Below are 17,109 nucleotides of genomic sequence, written 5' to 3'. Positions count from 1 at the left end.
TATTCAACCATCTAAATCCATTTTCAGACAAAAAGAAGCTGGGCTCAAAACTAGAGTCCAGCTTCTTCTTTATTTAGAATCAATCGTCACCATTCATCCCGGTAAAGATTAATACAAGTCTAAGTAATTCAATAACCGCAACTGCAGCAGCAGCTACATATGTCATCGCCGCGGCGTTCAATACTTTACGTGCATGCCGTTCTTCTTCATTCCGGATCAGACCAAGTGAAACGATCTGATTCATCGCCCGGGAAGAAGCGTTGAATTCTACAGGAAGGGTGATTAATTGGAACACAACCCCCGCTGCCATCAGAATGATACCAAGTAGGAACATTCCAGTCATTTGAGTGAACATTCCGATCAGTAAGAAGATCCAGGACATATTGGAACCAATATTAGCAACTGGAACCAAAGCATGGCGGAATCGTAAAAATGCATAGCTTTCAGCATCTTGAATCGCATGTCCGACTTCATGGGCCGCCACAGCCGCTCCCGCTACAGAATGTCCATGATAGTTATCAGGTGACAATGCAACCGTTTTGGTAATCGGATTGTAGTGGTCACTTAAAAAACCTCTGCCTTCCACGACCTTCACGTTGTATAGTCCATTGTCGTCGAGAATCCTTCTAGCCATCTCCCTGCCGGTCATACCTGAGGTGGTGGCCACTCTTGAATATTTCTTAAACGTACTCTTTACACGCATTTGAGCTCCGATTGGAATAAGAGCAATGAGTAAAAAGTAAATTAAAAATCCTGCCATTATCGCAATAACCTCCAGATGTTTAGATACCTAAATTTTATAGTGCTAAAAGCGCGCTGTCAATTTTTTTGACGCTCTGACTTTTTTGCTTCCCCTTGTCCTTTATATTTTCTCCAACCTACATAAGATAATGTAGAGACAATGATACTGCCGGTTGATATGATCACCCACCAAAGGGAAGGATCTGCTTCATCCTCTTGTTTATTCTCAAACAGTTTCTCTAGGTCAGTTTCCAAGGATGTTAATTCGGTCATTGTTTCCGTACTTTCCAACACGTCTTGCCGGTAATGATCCAAGTAAGAAATTCTTGCGTCCAGTGCTTGAGCGCGTTCGATCGGAATATCTAATTTAATACTTGGTTGAATAATATTATATTTCGATAAGAACATATTCAATGTGGTATGGTATTCATCTACATTTCCATTTTCCGCTGCCGACTTCACTCCATTAAATGCTTCCATTATCGGGTCTTCCATTTCGACCCACAATGGCTGATATTGACTGCTTAAAGCATCCATCACAAGGCGGAACTTTGTAACGGCGTTCACCTTCTGCTCCATGTCAGCAGAGGTTTGATTAATACTCTCCACTGCCAGATTATGTGAGATGGTGAGAATTCTAAGCTCATCCATTGAAAAAGACCGTTGGGCACTCAAAGCCGCAAATTCATCAGAGAAATAAACCAGTAGATGTTTCGCTTCTTCATATCTTCCAGCCTTTGTCATTTGCAAGGCCTGGTCTGCAACTTCATCAAGCTCGTTCATCGGAGACGTCGACTCTACTGCATTTAATGGGTGAGGTATTAAAATGAGAAAAAAGAACAGCGCGATAAAGAATTGGATAAATTTCATACTTGTCCCCCCTAAAACTACTAGTAAAGTTTATGAAAGGGTGGACAAGAGTAGACCAAAAAACGACTATGGCATCGTATGAATATTTAATCGTTTCGTTTTTTGGGTAAAGTAATAAGCGATTGCGATTGATACAATACTTAACCAGAAAGTGAAATATCCAATATGCTGTATGTACATATACAATCTGGAGTAAACAGGAAACTGCATGTAGACGTAATCGATTATGTCATTATGGATCGTCCAGATTCCACCTGCAACAATATGCCATATCTTGACCCGGTAAAAGGAAGAATACAATATCCCTTGGAGCGCCATTGCACCATGTGACGCCATGAGCATATAACCTTCCCAAGGTAAATCACCGGAAACCCACAGTGTTAACAGATTCATGATCACGGCCCATATCCCATATTTAAATAGGGTGATAATGGCTAACACTTCAAATAATGGCCAATTGCGATTCAGTAAAAATGCTACGAGAACGAAACAAAAAAACAGGCTGGCTGTCGGGCTGTCGGGAACAAACACTAAAAATTGCGAGGGAGTATTTCGTAGTTGAGGGATATACCATAGATAACCGTATATTGTTCCAAACAAATTCACAATGAGAAGGAACCATAGAAACGTTTTGTTCTTCAAGATGGACATGATCCAGAACATTTATTTTATCCTCTCTTTCAAGTAGAAAAAAAAGAGCCAACGTAAGCCGGCCCTTTTTCACTATTTATTCTTTTAAACCAGAGATGAATTCAGCCAGTTTATCCAGCTCTTCGTCTGATCCTTTAAATAACCCTGCAGGCATGCCTGGTGGTTTACCGTTTTTGGCAATATCCGCTACTTCTTCAGGTGAGAGGCCAGTTGCAACTAAAGAAGGTCCCGCTCCACCTTGCAGATTTTCACCATGACAGTTAATACAACCATTTTTCTGGTCTGCATAGATTTTATACCCTTCAGATTCTTTATCAATATCCACTTCAGCCTGAATCTTACCTTGTTCCTTCGCTGCTTCCCAATCATGAGTCACAACTGATTCCCAAGTTAAGAAATACGTTGCTGCAAGTGCCAATAACATGAATCCTACTGCGAATGGACGTTTCGTTGGGCGACGTTCAGGTCCTACGTCGATAAATGGAGCAAGTAAAAGCGCTCCAAATGCGATTCCAGGAATAACGAACGCTCCAATAACATTATAAGGTCCAGATGCATATGTGTATTTAAGTAATTGGTATAAGAATAAGAAATACCAGTCAGGTAATGGAATATATCCAGTATCTGTTGGATCGGCAACACGCTCTAACGGTGATGGATGAGCAACCGTTAAACATAGATAACCGATTAGGAAAACAGCTCCAACTAACCATTCTTTTAGTAAGAAGTTTGGCCAGAAAGCTTCTGTTTTTCCAGGGAACTCCGAATAATCTTTAGGAATATTCGGCTTTCTGTCTGCAGGTACACGTGAGTCCCCTACAAACTTCATCCCTTTTCCTCGATGCATAGCGTCCCCCTCCTTCTAATTTAAGGTTTATTAATTTATGTTCGTATCTTATAGTGGTCCTGAAATACCTTGCTTACGAATCATCAGGAAGTGAGCTCCCATAAGTCCAAGCAATGCTGCAGGCAGGAAGAATACATGAATAGCGAAGAATCTTGTTAGTGTTTGTGCACCAATGATAGAAGAATCTCCTGCGAGTAAGATCTTCACTTGCTCACCAATAAATGGTGTAGCAGCTGCGATTTCAATACCAACCTTCGTAGCGAATAGCGCTTTCATATCCCACGGTAATAAGTAACCAGTGAAACCAAGTCCTAACATTACGAAGAAAATAAGTACTCCAACAACCCAGTTCAGTTCACGAGGTTTTTTGTATGCACCTTGGAAGAAGACACGTAGTGTATGTAAGAACATCATTACGATAACCAAACTAGCTCCCCAGTGATGCATTCCACGGACAATTTGTCCAAATGCAACTTCATTTTGCAGGTAGTACACAGATTCCCAAGCGTTTTTAATATCTGGAACATAGTACATTGTCAGGAACATCCCAGATAAAATTTGAATTACGGTAACGAAGAATGTTAATCCACCAAAGCAGTAAACAAACGCTGAAAAGTGATGCGCAGGGTTTACATGTTCAGGTACTTCGTGATCCGCAATATCGCGCCACAAAGGCGTAATGTCCAAACGCTCGTCAACCCAATCATAGATTTTGTTCAGCACAGATTACGCCCCCTTACTTAACATATTTATTTGGTTCAGGTTGTCCAAGGTATAAAATACCGTCTTTTTCTTTTGTTGGATATACATCCAACGGTGCTGTCGGTGGTGTACCAGGAACATTTTTCCCGTTTTTCTCATACAAACCACCATGACAAGGGCAATAGAACTTGTTTGGGTTACTCTTGTCGCCCGCCCAGTTAACAGTACATCCAAGATGCTTACATACTGGTGAAAGAGCAACAACATTTCCTTCTTTGTTCTTATAAACCCATGCAGTTTGTGTTACTTCTGATGTGTACCACGCATCTTTTTGTTCATAAGAGAAATCGACACGTACTGGTTCATTCGTTAACTCTGAAACTTTTTGCTTTGTCGCTTTAAATTCTCCAGCAGCTGAAGTTTTTAATACTGGATCTACAGCAAATCGAACCATCGGCATTAACATTCCTGCCGCCATGAAACCGCCTACACCCGTAAGTGTATAGTTAAGGAATTGACGTCTAGATACACGATGTTTGCTCATCCTTTTCCCCCCTCTATCGTAAGGTAAGTCCATCGGACATATTTCGCACAAATATAAAACTAGGACATAACTATGATATATTAAACTCTATACAAGGTCAATAACTCTCTAATCTAAATGATGGACACAATGTGAAGTTTTTATGAATTTTTTTGCCATTTTTGTACAATCACATTTAAGAGCTGCTTCACTTGATCTTCCATGATGGAATGTTTGTACTGCTCATCTAAATGCTCAAGCGGTATGGAGGGCACCCAAATCAAGCGGTCATGCAAGTCATCCTCTACCTTTTTCCACTCGCTGTCCGATGTCAGAAAGAACGTATGCTTCACTCCACTGTCACTTAAATCCTCGGCCCACTGGGTTAATCTCAAAACCTCGTCCATCCTGGAAGCAGACATTCCATACGTAAATGCCGGCGTCATGATCATTCTACCTTTAAATTGTCTTTCAAGGTGAAAGGTGAGTAGAGTGATAAATTCAGATTGTGCTGCAGATACTTTGATATCCTTCCCAAAATCAACAGGAACCATCGGAATGACAGCAGTATCTATGTATTCTTTTTCAGATTCAAAGACTTCAATATCTTTTACGTTCCAATTCATTTAAAACCCTCGTTTCGTCTTTCATTTTTCACTTCCCATCATATCACTTTATAACACTCGTTTAAAAGCGATTTCACTTTTTACAATAGTATGCTCCATAAACCTTCATCCTATTTATTTGCATCTGCAAAAAAGCTCGAATGAAGAGATGTACCTTTCTCTTCATTCGAGCTTTTAGCTTAAGCTATTCAATTCTTGAGTTAACTTCTTAAAGGATTTTTCATCTCCGGTATCAAGAGCCTGATCAATGGCCTTTAGCAAACGGTCACGTTGAAAGGTTTGCAAACTGTCTTTAAGGAACTGCTCAGCGACAATCCTGTCTTTTTCATTAATCAATAAATACTTTGGCATAAACGGGTTTTCTTCAAGTACAGCTGCAAATTGATAACTTGAGTTTGCCTTACTGAAGTTCAATTGAATGTAAATATCTTCGTCCTTATTTAAACGAATGTCGTGAAATGACTTTTCTGCATCTGTTGTCATAATATTTTCTTTATAGAAGCGGAATGGCACATCCTCAACACAATGCGTGGACATCACAAGCCCCCTGGGACAGTACTGAGATTCTTCCACAAAATGAACTTTTTTCATTAATTGATCATGACTCATCAGGTAATTTAGTATCCACACACATTCTCTTCTTTTTAGTTGATATCGGTTTAAAAACCAGCGAATAAATTCTTTCTTCTCGTTGACAGAAACAGGGGTGGTCATGGTTTTCCCTCCTCTGCAGAATCCTTTTATAAGGTCCGTTTTCCTTTTGACAATTAAAAACGTTAGCAACTCTAAGGTGTTCTCATGTGCTTACACACCAGTCAAATCCCTTTGTACCACCGACGTCGATTAGTCTTGTAATCTTTCAATTAACTCCTGCCACTCGTCATTTGAAGGATCCATTTCAATCAGGTGTTTATATACTTCTATCGCTTCACCTCTGAGTCCTTCTTCTACTAAAAATTGTCCGTACTCTATTAAAAACTCTTGATGATTCTTAAAGTAAGTATATGCAATACGGTATTGTTTTAATGCATGATTATATTGTTCAAGCCCTTCATAGGCCTTTGCAAGGTCCCAGTTGATTTGAGGCTCTTCTTCCCCTTCAACCGTAAGCATCTGGGCAATTTCCAATACATCATCGAATCGATCCTGTGTAAAAAACAATTTATTAATAACCAAAGCCGCTTCTACATAACCAGGATCTAATGCTAAGGCTTCTCTTAAAAAAGCTTCCGCCTCTTTTTCTAATCCAAGCTTCAAGGAAACCTTCCCACCAAACAAATTCAGTTCCTTGTTGTATTCATCCTGCTTTACGCCTTCTTGTATGGTTTCAAGGCTTTCCTGCAGCATTTCTTCATGTTCATAGGACCTCGCTAATAATAAATACACCGAATGATATTCCGGGTCTAACTCTTTAACGGAAACAAACTTTTCAATGGCTTTTTCGTAGAATCCAGCCTGATATGCGGTAAAGGCATATCCGAACAGGGTATTTATTTCAAGATGATCTTTAAGTGCCTCTTCGTAATGTGTTAAAGCCTCTTCAAAGGCTCCCCCTACACTATAAGCTTCCGCTAATCTTTGATGAACATTTGTACCACCAATCTCACTGGTCCCTTTCTGGATAAGAGTATGATAGTGCCTGATTGCTTCCAGGAACCTGCCTGTTTCAGAATATAATTCCCCCAGGCCAAAATCAATGACGGGCTCATCGGGTAATAACTTCTTGGCTTGTAAAAGCTTTTGTTCACTTACCTCAAATAAGCCTTGGATTTGATATAAATCTGCCAAGAGAAGCAATGCTCTTGGATAGATTGGATCTTCTTCATCTAATTCTGCCAGTTTGTCTATTGCTTCTTCTTCGTTATCCATTTCCACCAGCACTTCTGCAAGTTCAATCAGGAGCTCTCCCTCGCCCGGATAGTACTGGAGGAGATTTTCATACAATTCTTTTGCTTCATCAAGAAACCCTAAATGGTGTAATTCTTCAGCCAGGCTGAATTTCTCTTCATGACTTCCAAATTTCAATGCTTGCTTATACTCTTTCTGTGCTTCTTCCAATTTTCCTTCTTCTAAAGAAGATAACATTCGTTCAGCGTATGACATGGTCAATCCCTTTCTATAAAAAAGCTTATATTCATTTAAATAAAGTAACCCGGTGTTTGAATGATTAGTTCTTCACCCGCCCCGGGATAAAAATAGCCTCTATTATTTAAGTAATAATATTTCCCTTTGTTCATTGTACATTTTAGCACATGATGATCGGTTTGAAATGCTAAGGGCTCAGCACCCTCCCCTTCGACTTTCATATAGAGGTTATAACTTATTTCTCCACCTACTAAAAAATTTCCTCTAAGGGGGTATATTCCAATTTTCTTCAGTTTATCTAATGACATTGGTTCTTTTTGGATAATTTCATTTGAAAGATGAGGGATTTTCTCGATTCTCATCGAATTTTGCCATATTTTAAGATGCTTTATTTTTGTTTTTTTGTCTATGTTTGTCGTAAAAAAAGGGACAAAAGTAATAGGGTAATTATATAATAAACCTTTGATCCATCCCCAGCGAATTTCTTTGAATGGTTCAATTTCGTCTATATTAATCCAGACGACAGGAATCTTATGTCTTTTGCATGACCGAATAATCGTTGGAGTAATAAGATTTGCGGATGTTTTTAACCCTATCGTGTAGTCAAGGGGACTGTTAAACAAAGAGGTTTTGCGTTCATTTAATTTAGTTTGAAATTCAAATTCGTACTTTAAATCAAATGCCGTTAGCACTGTGGTACACCCTTTATTGATAAATTCATCTACGTAATAATTCTTGATTGAAAGAAATTCCGTCCCTTTAGGTACCTCTAAATCACACATTACAAGTCCGGGAGTCATCATAAAAGATGAAACATCCATCCTCATGTAGCGATAATAAGAAAAGCTGTCTCTTATGGCCGATATTTTATCGTCTTTAACCAGCAAAGAAGTTTGAGTGACTTTGGAATCTTTTACCCAATTCGCATTTTCAATAATATACGTACTCAAATCACCATCACCTTCCTTTATAGACAAGCTATGAAAGAAGTGATGAAATCATGCTATGCATTCATATAAAAGGAGAGGTGAAAGGACTAAACCCCAGTCCAAACACCTCCCTCAAAGAGTTACTGTACATTATTTCTTTATCAGATGATTTATATGCTCAAAGAATGCTGGATACGAAATGTTCACTGCACCCGCTCCTTCAAGATAGACGTCAGAATCCGTTATTAAAGAAGCTACAGCCAGTGTCATACCAATCCTGTGATCACCCCAGGAATGGACCTCACCGCCATGTAATGGCGTTTTCCCTTCAATGATCATCCCGTCCTCTGTTCCTTGAATGTCAGCCCCAAGCTTCCCGAGCTCTTGAACAATGGCATCGATACGATTTGTTTCCTTAACCTTTAATTCTTCTGCATCCTTAATGGTTGTCTTCCCCTTTGCCTGGGAAGCTAACAAAGCGATAACAGGAATTTCATCAATTAACGAAGGAATCAGGTCACCCCCAATTTCAATGCCAGTAAGATCAGAAGATTCCACCAGGATATCACCTATCGGTTCTCCATCTTTCGAACTCTCCATTATTTCTATGGATGCCCCCATTTGCTTCATCACTTCCACAATCCCTACACGGGTTTCGTTAAGACCGACATTTTTCAGAAGCACTCTGCTATCAGGTACGATTGCAGCGGCTACCATAAAGAAGGCTGCTGAAGAAATATCTCCTGGGACATAGACTTCAGTCCCTTTCAATACCTGACCGCCCTTTACTTTGATTGTATCTCCATGCCTCTCGATATGACCCCCAAATTCGATGATCATTTTTTCCGTATGATTTCTCGTTTTTTCCGGCTCTACAATTTCAGTTGTTCCTTCAGCCTGAAGTCCTGCTAATAGTAGGGCAGATTTCACCTGTGCACTGGCTACAGGCAATGTATATTGAATCCCTCTAAGGTTACCCCCCCGAATCGACAATGGAGTATAGTTACCTTCCGAACGACCGTCTATTATTGTTCCAAACTTCTTTAATGGTTCCGTCACTCTTTTCATTGGGCGTTTAGCAATCGAGTCATCCCCAATAAGGATTGAATGAAATGGTCTTCCTGCCAAAATCCCCATGATAAGACGAGTCGTGGTACCCGAGTTTCCTACATCCAGGATGTCCTGTGGTTCTGTTAAATGATCCCATCCTTCGCCCGTGACAATTACTTTTTCCTCTGTCACTTTAATGTCTACGCCTAACTTACGGAAGCATTCGATTGTGCTTAAACAATCCTCTCCCATAAGAAAATTATGTATAACCGTTTTTCCTTCAGCGACTGAACCAAACATAACAGCCCGGTGGGAAATAGATTTATCCCCAGGGACCTGCAGTTCTCCATTAAGGCCTTTTTGGGGGTTTATTAATTTCTTCTTTCCTTCCATCCTTATCACCCTTTATCCTAAGAATAATTCATAGCCCGTATTTTCTTTTAAACAGTTTAAAGCTCTTTCTCTATCTTCCAGTGTTTGAAAGCTAATGACTAATACTCCGTAAATATCTTCTCTCGTTTCCAGGATTCTAATGTTTGTTAAGCTTATGTTTTCATGTGCGAGGTAAGCTGTAACTTCAGAAATCACCCCCGGATAATCCGGTACATCAACAAATAGGTCATAGAACGAAGGAATTGCCCCTTTTTCAAGGATTGGGAGATCATCTCGAAAGGTTTTCGCTTCACTAAAGTAATCAAAGATTTTCTGTGAATCGTTCTCTTCGATGATGGTCATTACCTCATCCATCTCTGATTTCCATTGTTCGAGGAGAGAAAGCAACACCGTTCTGTTCTGGAGCGTGATATCCTTCCACATTGTCGGGTTAGACGAGGCAATCCGTGTAATATCACGGAAACCGCCAGCAGCCAGTCGTCGCAAATATGGGTGCTGTACAGATGACTCTTTCGCCTGATGAACAAGAGAAGCGGCTACAATATGTGGAAAGTGACTAATCGTACCCGTTAATTCATCGTGTTCCTTTGGTTCTACGATCAGAAATTTGGCATTAGTACCTTTCAGCCACTTTTGAAGCTCTTCCACTTTTTTGTCAGAAGCATCAGGACTGGGAGTCAGCATATAAAAGGCATTTTCAAATAAGATTTTTTTAGCGGCTGCAACACCGCTTTTATGAGAACCCGCCATTGGATGACCACCAATAAATTGAAAACCTTTTGAAGTCAGCTGCTCGGAACACATCATAATTTGTTCTTTCGTGCTCCCCGTGTCGGTGATTAAAACCGTTTCTTTCAAGGCGAATGATTGAAATTGCTCAATGATCCTTTCAGTTTGAAATACTGGAGTGGAAATGATGATGAGATCCGCTTTTTCAGCAGCAGACTGTAAGGAAAGAGACATTTCATCGATAATTCCCAGTGACCTCGCCAACCTTAATTCTTTATGATTAACATCATGGCCAATGATTTTAGCATCGGGGTGTTCGCTCTTGATACAGAGCGCCAATGATCCTCCGATTAAACCCATGCCAATGACCAATACCGTCCCTTTCATAATTGTCCCCCTCATATGATTTGAAAAAAGTCGGAAAGGGCTCACATAGCGAAGCCCTTCCGACCATCATTTTCCTTCTTACACTCGGTTTTGAAGGACTAAAAACTCCTTCATTTTTTCAATAACCTCTTCGTTTTGTTCATGAGAGCCGACGGTTACCCTTACAGAGTTAGGATACCCCAGAGCCTCTCCGGAACGCACAATGTACCCTTTGCTCATTAAGTATTGAAACACATCATCACCGCTAACACCGAAATCGATTAACACAAAGTTTGCTTGTGAAGGAATAAAATGTAGACCGTGTTCCCGGCAGAACTGGTAATACTGTTCCAGCCCTTTACGATTGTGATCCCTGCATTCTCTAATAAACTCCTGGTCTTCAACGGCTGCGGCAGCGGCTCCTTGACCTAAAGCATTATTATTAAACGGTTCACGGATTGGCTCCAATTTCCTAATCACATCTTCATTCGCAATTCCGAATCCTACTCTAAAGCCTGCTAATCCGTATGCCTTTGAGAAAGTACGTGTAATTAATAATTGAGGGTACGATTTTAATAATTCCAATGAATCATAGTAATCCTCGGCCACAACATATTCATAATAGGCTTCATCCAATACGACTAATACATGTGCAGGAACAGCATCCAGAAATGAAATTAGCTCTTCACTGCGAATATATTCCCCTGTTGGATTGTTTGGTGAACAAAGCCAAACGACTGAGGTAGTTTCATCAATTTCAGCAAGCATTTTGGTTAACTGATGTTTACCAGCCGGATCAAGGGGAACTTCCCTTATCTCCGCTCCTTCAACAATGGCATTGTGCTTATACTGAGGGAAGGTCGGTGTAGCCATCACCGTGCTCTTATCACCGTCTAATAAAGCTCTTGATATGATCTCAATCACTTCATCTGAACCATTCCCGAACAGTAATTGTCCAGGGCCCACAGATAGCTGTTCAGCCACCTTCATACGCAATTCTTTCGCGTAGCCGTCGGGATAAATGGCATGTGAAAAAGCGTTTGTTTTTAAAAAGGTTTCCACCTTCTTTGAGCATCCAAATGGATTTTCATTTGAAGCAAGCTTCACTACTTTCTCAAGATTGAATAGTTCTTTCACATCATCCATCGTTTTCCCGGGCTGGTATGCTTTAAGATTTTGAATCTGAGATTTCCACTTCATGTTTAACTTCCTTTCAGTCGTTTTCATTAAAGAGAGGCTAGTTATCTTTCAAGTCAGGCCGTAAGCTGACTGCATTTTTCATGTAAATATGTTGAATGTCTTTCTGAGGTGTTGATGTATTATAGTGAATCATTACTCTAATACAGTATGACAATCCATGCGGGACATCCAACTCTTGCATACACATAACGGGTACATATTTCCATTCTTCGAACCTTCTTAATGCTTTAGCCGGAAATACGCTCGTAATATCACTCGTGGCAGAAATAAATACAGATGCAACATCCTCTGCCATAATATTATTATGTAAAATCATTTCCTTTAAGAGACTTTCAGTTGAAAGGAGAACCTCCTTTTCATTATCACAATCCGTTGTAGTGGCGCCTCGAACTCCCCTGATCATTCTTCCACACCCTTTTTCTCCTTTTATTAAAAACTCTCTATTTGTTAGTGCTGGTTTATTTAAATCCAGAGTAGGCTTTACAACTGGCGGATAAACTCATCTGCCCGTCTTAAATCCCCGGCAGATACCTTCACCATTACTGGCTCGCCAATATCCTTCAATAACACAAAAACAGGTTTTCCATATTGGGATTTCTTATCATGTCTCATTCCCTCATATAATGTGTCAAATGTGATATGAGGCGGAATGTTTAGATTGTAGCCAAGTGTAGTGACCCATTTAATAAATTCTTGTAGATTAAATGAAAGTCCGCAGTACTGTTCACTAAGATACAGAGCAAAGATCATCCCGATCATTACCGATTCACCATGTGTGCGATTTCCGTAGCCGCTGGCACTTTCAACAGCGTGCCCATACGTATGTCCAAAATTTAAAAAAGCTCGTATATTCGACTCTCTTTCGTCCTTTGAAACAATATCCCCTTTTACACGAATCCCTTTCATTAGGGAATCTGTTAAAAATTCCTTATCCATTTTTTCCGGAGAATGGAACGAATTCATTAATTCTTGTAAAAAGGATCGATCGGATAAAAAAGCATGCTTGATCACTTCAGAGAATCCTGATAGCACTTCAGTTCTGGGTAAAGTTGTAAAATAATCTAAATCAAAAAACACACCTTCAGGCTGATAAAACTGCCCTACCATGTTTTTACCCAGGGGATGATTAATCGCAACCTTCCCTCCGACAGCACTATCATGAGCCAGTATCGTTGTAGGGACGCCTATGAATGGGATTCCCCTCATATAGGTGGAAGCGACGAAACCAGCAAGATCACCGATGGCCCCGCCTCCGAATGCTATCACCAGCGACCTTCGATCGACATGATTTTTCAGCCCATGTGTGATGGCATCTTCATAAATGGCGAAGCTTTTCGCGTGTTCGCCTTTAGGAGCCTCATAAGTCGTCACTTCATAAGATTGACTTAAAATCTCTGAGAAAGCTGCTCCATGAAGCTTGTAGACCTCTTTATCAGCAATGATCCATAACTTAGAAATATCAGGAAAGGACTTTTTAATAAAAGAAACAATTTCATTCGTCATTTCTACTCCAATTTTCACTTCATACGTTTTGGAAGCAGTTTGAATGGTTACATGTTTCATTCATTAATACTCCCTTGATTCTTGACGTTGTCTATTGATATCTTCAGAAAGCTTATCGAATTGATCACTGTGAAATTGTTCTACAATAGCAGACGCAAGCTCCCATGCAACTACGGCTTCTGCCACTACGCTGGCAGCAGGTACCGCACAGCTATCCGATCTCTCAATGCTTGCTTTAAATGGTTCCTTCGTTTCAATATCCACGCTTTGCAATGGTTTATATAGGGTAGGAATGGGCTTCATGACACCTTTTACACGGATCGGCATTCCAGTCGTCATGCCGCCTTCAAAACCGCCTAAACGATTTGTTTTTCGGTAGTACCCTTGTTCTTCACTCCAGGCGATTTCATCGTGAACTTCACTTCCCGGTTTTCGGGCCATTTCAAATCCTAAGCCGAATTCAACCCCTTTGAATGCGTTTATACTCATCACTGCCATGGCAATCTTCGCATCAAGCTTGCGGTCATAATGAACGTAACTTCCAACTCCTGAGGGCATACCTTCTACGATGACTTCCACAACCCCACCAATGGAATCTCCATTTTGTTTCGCCTGATCTATTAAGTCCATCATTTTTTGTGCCGCTTCTTCATCCAGGCATCTTACCGGAGATTCTTCGGTTATATACTTGAGTTCACTGATAGAATCATAGTGTAGTTTCTCTGCTTTAATACCACCTATTTCAAGAACATGACCGACAACCTCGATACCTAATAGCTTTAACAATTTTTTGGCAACGGCTCCTGCCGCCACTCTAACAGTCGTTTCTCTCGCTGAAGACCTTTCTAATACATTCCTCAGGTCCCTATGTCCATATTTCATGCCACCAACGAGATCTGCATGCCCCGGTCTTGGTCTTGAAATCTTTCTCTTTACCTCTTCTTCTTCTCCAGGCTCGAGAGCTTCGATACCCATTACTTTCGTCCAGTGAGTCCAGTCTTTATTCTCCACAACCAGTCCTAAAGGAGATCCCAGAGTATATCCATGTCTAACTCCCCCTACAATGGAGGCCTGATCTTTTTCGATTTGCATTCTTCGACCACGACCATACCCTTTTTGCCTTCTTGCCAGGTTATCATTGATATCCTCTGCTACTAAAGGCATTCCAGCAGGCAGCCCTTCAATGATGGTCGTTAATTGTGGTCCATGTGATTCTCCAGATGTTAAGTATCTCATTTACTTTCCCCCTTCAACTCGTTAAAGAATTATGTACCAATATAACATAGAATTTATGTCATTTCCTAGTCCTTAAGTTTAAAAATTTTCTAACAATCTCTTTCCCTGAGATTAAAAAACGATGTGAACCCACTATATATGAACGCATTAGCTGAATTGATACTCGAAAGGAACAATTCAGCCGTCCACTATATGCAGATTACATCGTCGTTTTTATATTTTTTTGTAGAAGAATGTGTCTTCTGTTTCAAAGCCATATTGAGAAGGGTTAAAGATTTGTTCTGTACTTCCTACAAATAGTACGCCGCCAGTTTTTAGTGAAGCATTGAATTTTTTATATAAGATGTTTTTTGCTTCTTCTGTAAAATAAATTAACACATTTCTGCAAACGATCAAGTCATAGTTCTCCTCAAACGGGTCAACCAAAAGGTTCTGTTGCTTAAATGTAACGACTCTCTTAATTTCTTCATTCAGTTTAAAAAAGGGAGGTTCTTGAGTGAAAAATCGGGCTATCATCTCTCTTGGGACCTCATTTAGTGATCGCTCTGGATAGATACCGTTCTTCGCTCGCTGAATCGCATTCTTATCAATGTCTGTAGCGTTGATGCATATTTGAGAAAGGGGTATGTACCTTGACAGCATCATCGCAAGGGTGTAGGGCTCTTCCCCGGTAGAACAGGCTGCACTCCAGACTTTAAGGGTTTTCTGTTCACGTAACAGTCTCGGTAAAATTTTCTTCTCAAGTACTTCCCACCGCTTATAGTTGCGGTAGAACTCTGTAACGTTAATCGTCATCCGATCCAGGAATTCTTCCATTTCCTCTCTGTCCCGTGTCATGCTACTGAAGAACTCTTGAAAACTTCCGTATCCCCTCTTTTCGTATAGGGCCGTTAATCTCCGCTTCATTTGGGCTTCTTTGTAAAGGGATAAATCAATTCCCGTTTTGCGTTTTATCCCCTGTATAAATTCATTATAATCATTGGACATAGGATTCACTCTCTTTGCACCTTTTAAGTATATATCTATATTAACTATATCGAACATTCATGAGAAAAGTTAATCCAACAAGCAAAAAAAAGCAAGTCGTCTTAAACGACTTGCTTTTCTAAATATTGTACGAAGATTAATAAACCCACTCATTCATTAACTTAGAATATTCAATTAGTTCCTCTTCTTTAAAGAATAATGCGATTTCTCTAACAGCGCTTTCAGCAGAGTCAGATCCATGGATGATATTCTTTCCGACTGTTAAGCCGTAGTCACCTCGGATTGTACCAAGAGCAGCATCCTTAGGATTTGTAGCGCCCATCATTCCACGAGCTGTGGTGATGACGTTTTCACCTTGCCAAACCATCGCAAACACAGGTCCAGAAGTAATGAAGTCAACAAGTTCTCCAAAGAATGGTCTTTCCTTGTGCTCACCGTAATGCTCTTCAGCTAGCTCATTTGAAATACTCATAAGCTTTGCTCCAACTAATTGAAAGCCCTTTTTTTCGAAACGTGATACGATATCACCGATTAACCCTCTTTGTACGCCGTCCGGCTTTACCATTAAAAATGTCTTTTCCATCTTCCCCACTCCTAAATATGTATGTATAGAAGTCCTAAGGACATCCCACGAAAATAGTAACACTGATTGGGGTTTTTGGCAACGTTTCCATTTTAAATTTTCTTAATATTTTCTCTTACCAATAAAGTTTGCAATATTTTTTAATGTTTTCTTCACACGGTTGTAAGGGAGATGATTCAGATCTTCCAACGCCCTGTCCAAATACATTCTACTAAGCTGATGGGATCGATCTATCGCATCGGTCGCCAAGATGGACGAAATGATTTCTTTCATCTCTTCTGGAGAAGTATATTCAGTCACTCTTTCAATCTTTGTTTTAAGTTCAGGTTTTTCCATTGCATATAAAATCGGCAGGGTGATATTCCCTTGCCAAAGGTCACTGCCAGCAGGCTTTCCAAGTTCTTCCTCACTTGCTGTAAGATCTAATATATCATCTGTAATCTGAAAGCTCATCCCCACATTATAACCAAAGCGATATAGGCGTCGATGGATTTCTGCAGGAGCCCCTGAAGAGATAGCACCAATCTGGCAGCTTACAGCAATAAGCAGAGCCGTTTTACGTTTGATTCTGAGCAGGTAATCTCTCAGGTTTTGATCAAATCGATATTTATCTTTTATTTGAGCGATTTCACCCTTACACACTTCAACAATGGTGTGAGAAAGTATTTGATGCGCTTCAGGTGCTTTAATATTCGTCATATACTCAAGAGCACGTGCAAAGATGTAATCCCCGGTATACATGGCGATACGATTGTCCCATTGAGCTTTAATCGTTGGCTTTCCTCTTCTTAACTCTGCATCATCAATCACGTCATCGTGAACAAGGGATGCCATATGAATTAACTCCAAAGCCACTGCTACATTTTTCACAATGTTAATATCATATTGTCCGAATTTTGCAGACAGCAAGACGAAAACAGGTCGGATTCTTTTACCACCTGCTTGTAGAAGGTGAAGGGACGCCTCTTGTAAAAGTTGTGATTCTGACTCAATCGCAACTTCAAGTTCCTTTTCAATTTCATCTATATCCGTTTTTAGAAACGAATACATACTGTTTAGCTTCATAGTTTTTCCACCTAATTTACGAA

19 protein-coding genes are annotated in these 17,109 nt (G+C 40.2%); all 19 read right to left on the bottom strand.

Features of this window, described 5'->3' with window-relative positions; all coding sequences use genetic code 11:
• Nucleotides 1-79: 79 nt before the first annotated feature.
• On the bottom strand, nt 80-760 hold the full coding sequence (locus tag ACFQWC_RS03565; protein ID WP_299737947.1) for a zinc metallopeptidase: 681 nt from the start codon (nt 758-760) through the stop codon (nt 80-82).
• A 59-nt stretch (nt 761-819) separates the two neighbouring features.
• Complete coding sequence (gene ypjB, locus ACFQWC_RS03560) at nt 820-1,611, bottom strand: sporulation protein YpjB (protein WP_299737949.1); 792 nt, start codon at nt 1,609-1,611, stop codon at nt 820-822.
• A gap of 66 nt (nt 1,612-1,677) precedes the next feature.
• Complete coding sequence (lhaT, locus tag ACFQWC_RS03555) at nt 1,678-2,274, bottom strand: lipoprotein heptaprenylglyceryl N-acetyltransferase LhaT (RefSeq protein ID WP_377106064.1); 597 nt, start codon at nt 2,272-2,274, stop codon at nt 1,678-1,680.
• Nucleotides 2,275-2,338: 64 nt separating this feature from the next.
• A complete protein-coding gene (locus ACFQWC_RS03550; RefSeq protein ID WP_113970697.1) occupies nt 2,339-3,109 on the bottom strand; it encodes a menaquinol-cytochrome c reductase cytochrome b/c subunit in 771 nt (256 codons plus the stop codon).
• Between the two features lie 48 nt (nt 3,110-3,157).
• Entirely contained in the window at nt 3,158-3,832 is a 675-nt protein-coding gene (qcrB, locus tag ACFQWC_RS03545; RefSeq protein ID WP_044336350.1) for a menaquinol-cytochrome c reductase cytochrome b subunit, read from the bottom strand.
• Nucleotides 3,833-3,845: 13 nt separating this feature from the next.
• Nucleotides 3,846-4,355, bottom strand: coding sequence for a QcrA and Rieske domain-containing protein (locus ACFQWC_RS03540; protein WP_044336348.1), 510 nt, complete (start codon nt 4,353-4,355; stop codon nt 3,846-3,848).
• Between the two features lie 140 nt (nt 4,356-4,495).
• Complete coding sequence (locus tag ACFQWC_RS03535) at nt 4,496-4,960, bottom strand: YpiF family protein (RefSeq protein WP_299737960.1); 465 nt, start codon at nt 4,958-4,960, stop codon at nt 4,496-4,498.
• A gap of 174 nt (nt 4,961-5,134) precedes the next feature.
• Entirely contained in the window at nt 5,135-5,674 is a 540-nt protein-coding gene (locus ACFQWC_RS03530; RefSeq protein WP_149156921.1) for a ReoY family proteolytic degradation factor, read from the bottom strand.
• A gap of 129 nt (nt 5,675-5,803) precedes the next feature.
• The gene (locus ACFQWC_RS03525) at nt 5,804-7,063 is read right to left on the bottom strand and encodes a tetratricopeptide repeat protein (protein ID WP_341356540.1); all 1,260 of its coding nucleotides are present in this window, start codon (nt 7,061-7,063) and stop codon (nt 5,804-5,806) included.
• Between the two features lie 35 nt (nt 7,064-7,098).
• Entirely contained in the window at nt 7,099-7,995 is an 897-nt protein-coding gene (locus ACFQWC_RS03520; RefSeq protein ID WP_377106060.1) for a hypothetical protein, read from the bottom strand.
• 129 nt (nt 7,996-8,124) lie between these two features.
• The gene (gene aroA / locus ACFQWC_RS03515; RefSeq protein ID WP_299737972.1) at nt 8,125-9,417 is read right to left on the bottom strand and encodes a 3-phosphoshikimate 1-carboxyvinyltransferase; all 1,293 of its coding nucleotides are present in this window, start codon (nt 9,415-9,417) and stop codon (nt 8,125-8,127) included.
• A 12-nt stretch (nt 9,418-9,429) separates the two neighbouring features.
• Nucleotides 9,430-10,533, bottom strand: coding sequence for a prephenate dehydrogenase (locus ACFQWC_RS03510; protein ID WP_341356542.1), 1,104 nt, complete (start codon nt 10,531-10,533; stop codon nt 9,430-9,432).
• Nucleotides 10,534-10,611: 78 nt separating this feature from the next.
• Nucleotides 10,612-11,712, bottom strand: coding sequence for a histidinol-phosphate transaminase (gene hisC / locus ACFQWC_RS03505; RefSeq protein WP_299737976.1), 1,101 nt, complete (start codon nt 11,710-11,712; stop codon nt 10,612-10,614).
• Nucleotides 11,713-11,749: 37 nt separating this feature from the next.
• Nucleotides 11,750-12,115, bottom strand: coding sequence for a chorismate mutase (gene aroH / locus ACFQWC_RS03500; RefSeq protein ID WP_299737978.1), 366 nt, complete (start codon nt 12,113-12,115; stop codon nt 11,750-11,752).
• A 77-nt stretch (nt 12,116-12,192) separates the two neighbouring features.
• A complete protein-coding gene (gene aroB, locus ACFQWC_RS03495; protein WP_341356543.1) occupies nt 12,193-13,275 on the bottom strand; it encodes a 3-dehydroquinate synthase in 1,083 nt (360 codons plus the stop codon).
• A 3-nt stretch (nt 13,276-13,278) separates the two neighbouring features.
• On the bottom strand, nt 13,279-14,451 hold the full coding sequence (gene aroC, locus ACFQWC_RS03490) for a chorismate synthase (protein WP_299737983.1): 1,173 nt from the start codon (nt 14,449-14,451) through the stop codon (nt 13,279-13,281).
• 213 nt (nt 14,452-14,664) lie between these two features.
• Entirely contained in the window at nt 14,665-15,438 is a 774-nt protein-coding gene (locus ACFQWC_RS03485; protein WP_299737985.1) for a CheR family methyltransferase, read from the bottom strand.
• Between the two features lie 136 nt (nt 15,439-15,574).
• On the bottom strand, nt 15,575-16,021 hold the full coding sequence (ndk, locus tag ACFQWC_RS03480; protein ID WP_299737988.1) for a nucleoside-diphosphate kinase: 447 nt from the start codon (nt 16,019-16,021) through the stop codon (nt 15,575-15,577).
• 102 nt (nt 16,022-16,123) lie between these two features.
• A complete protein-coding gene (gene hepT, locus ACFQWC_RS03475) occupies nt 16,124-17,086 on the bottom strand; it encodes a heptaprenyl diphosphate synthase component II (protein ID WP_299737990.1) in 963 nt (320 codons plus the stop codon).
• Between the last annotated feature and the right edge of the window lie 23 nt (nt 17,087-17,109).

It is taken from the genome of Rossellomorea sp. GCM10028870, from assembly GCF_042666755.1.
Taxonomy (GTDB): domain Bacteria; phylum Bacillota; class Bacilli; order Bacillales; family Bacillaceae_B; genus Rossellomorea.
This window is presented reverse-complemented; position numbering and strand designations above follow the sequence as displayed.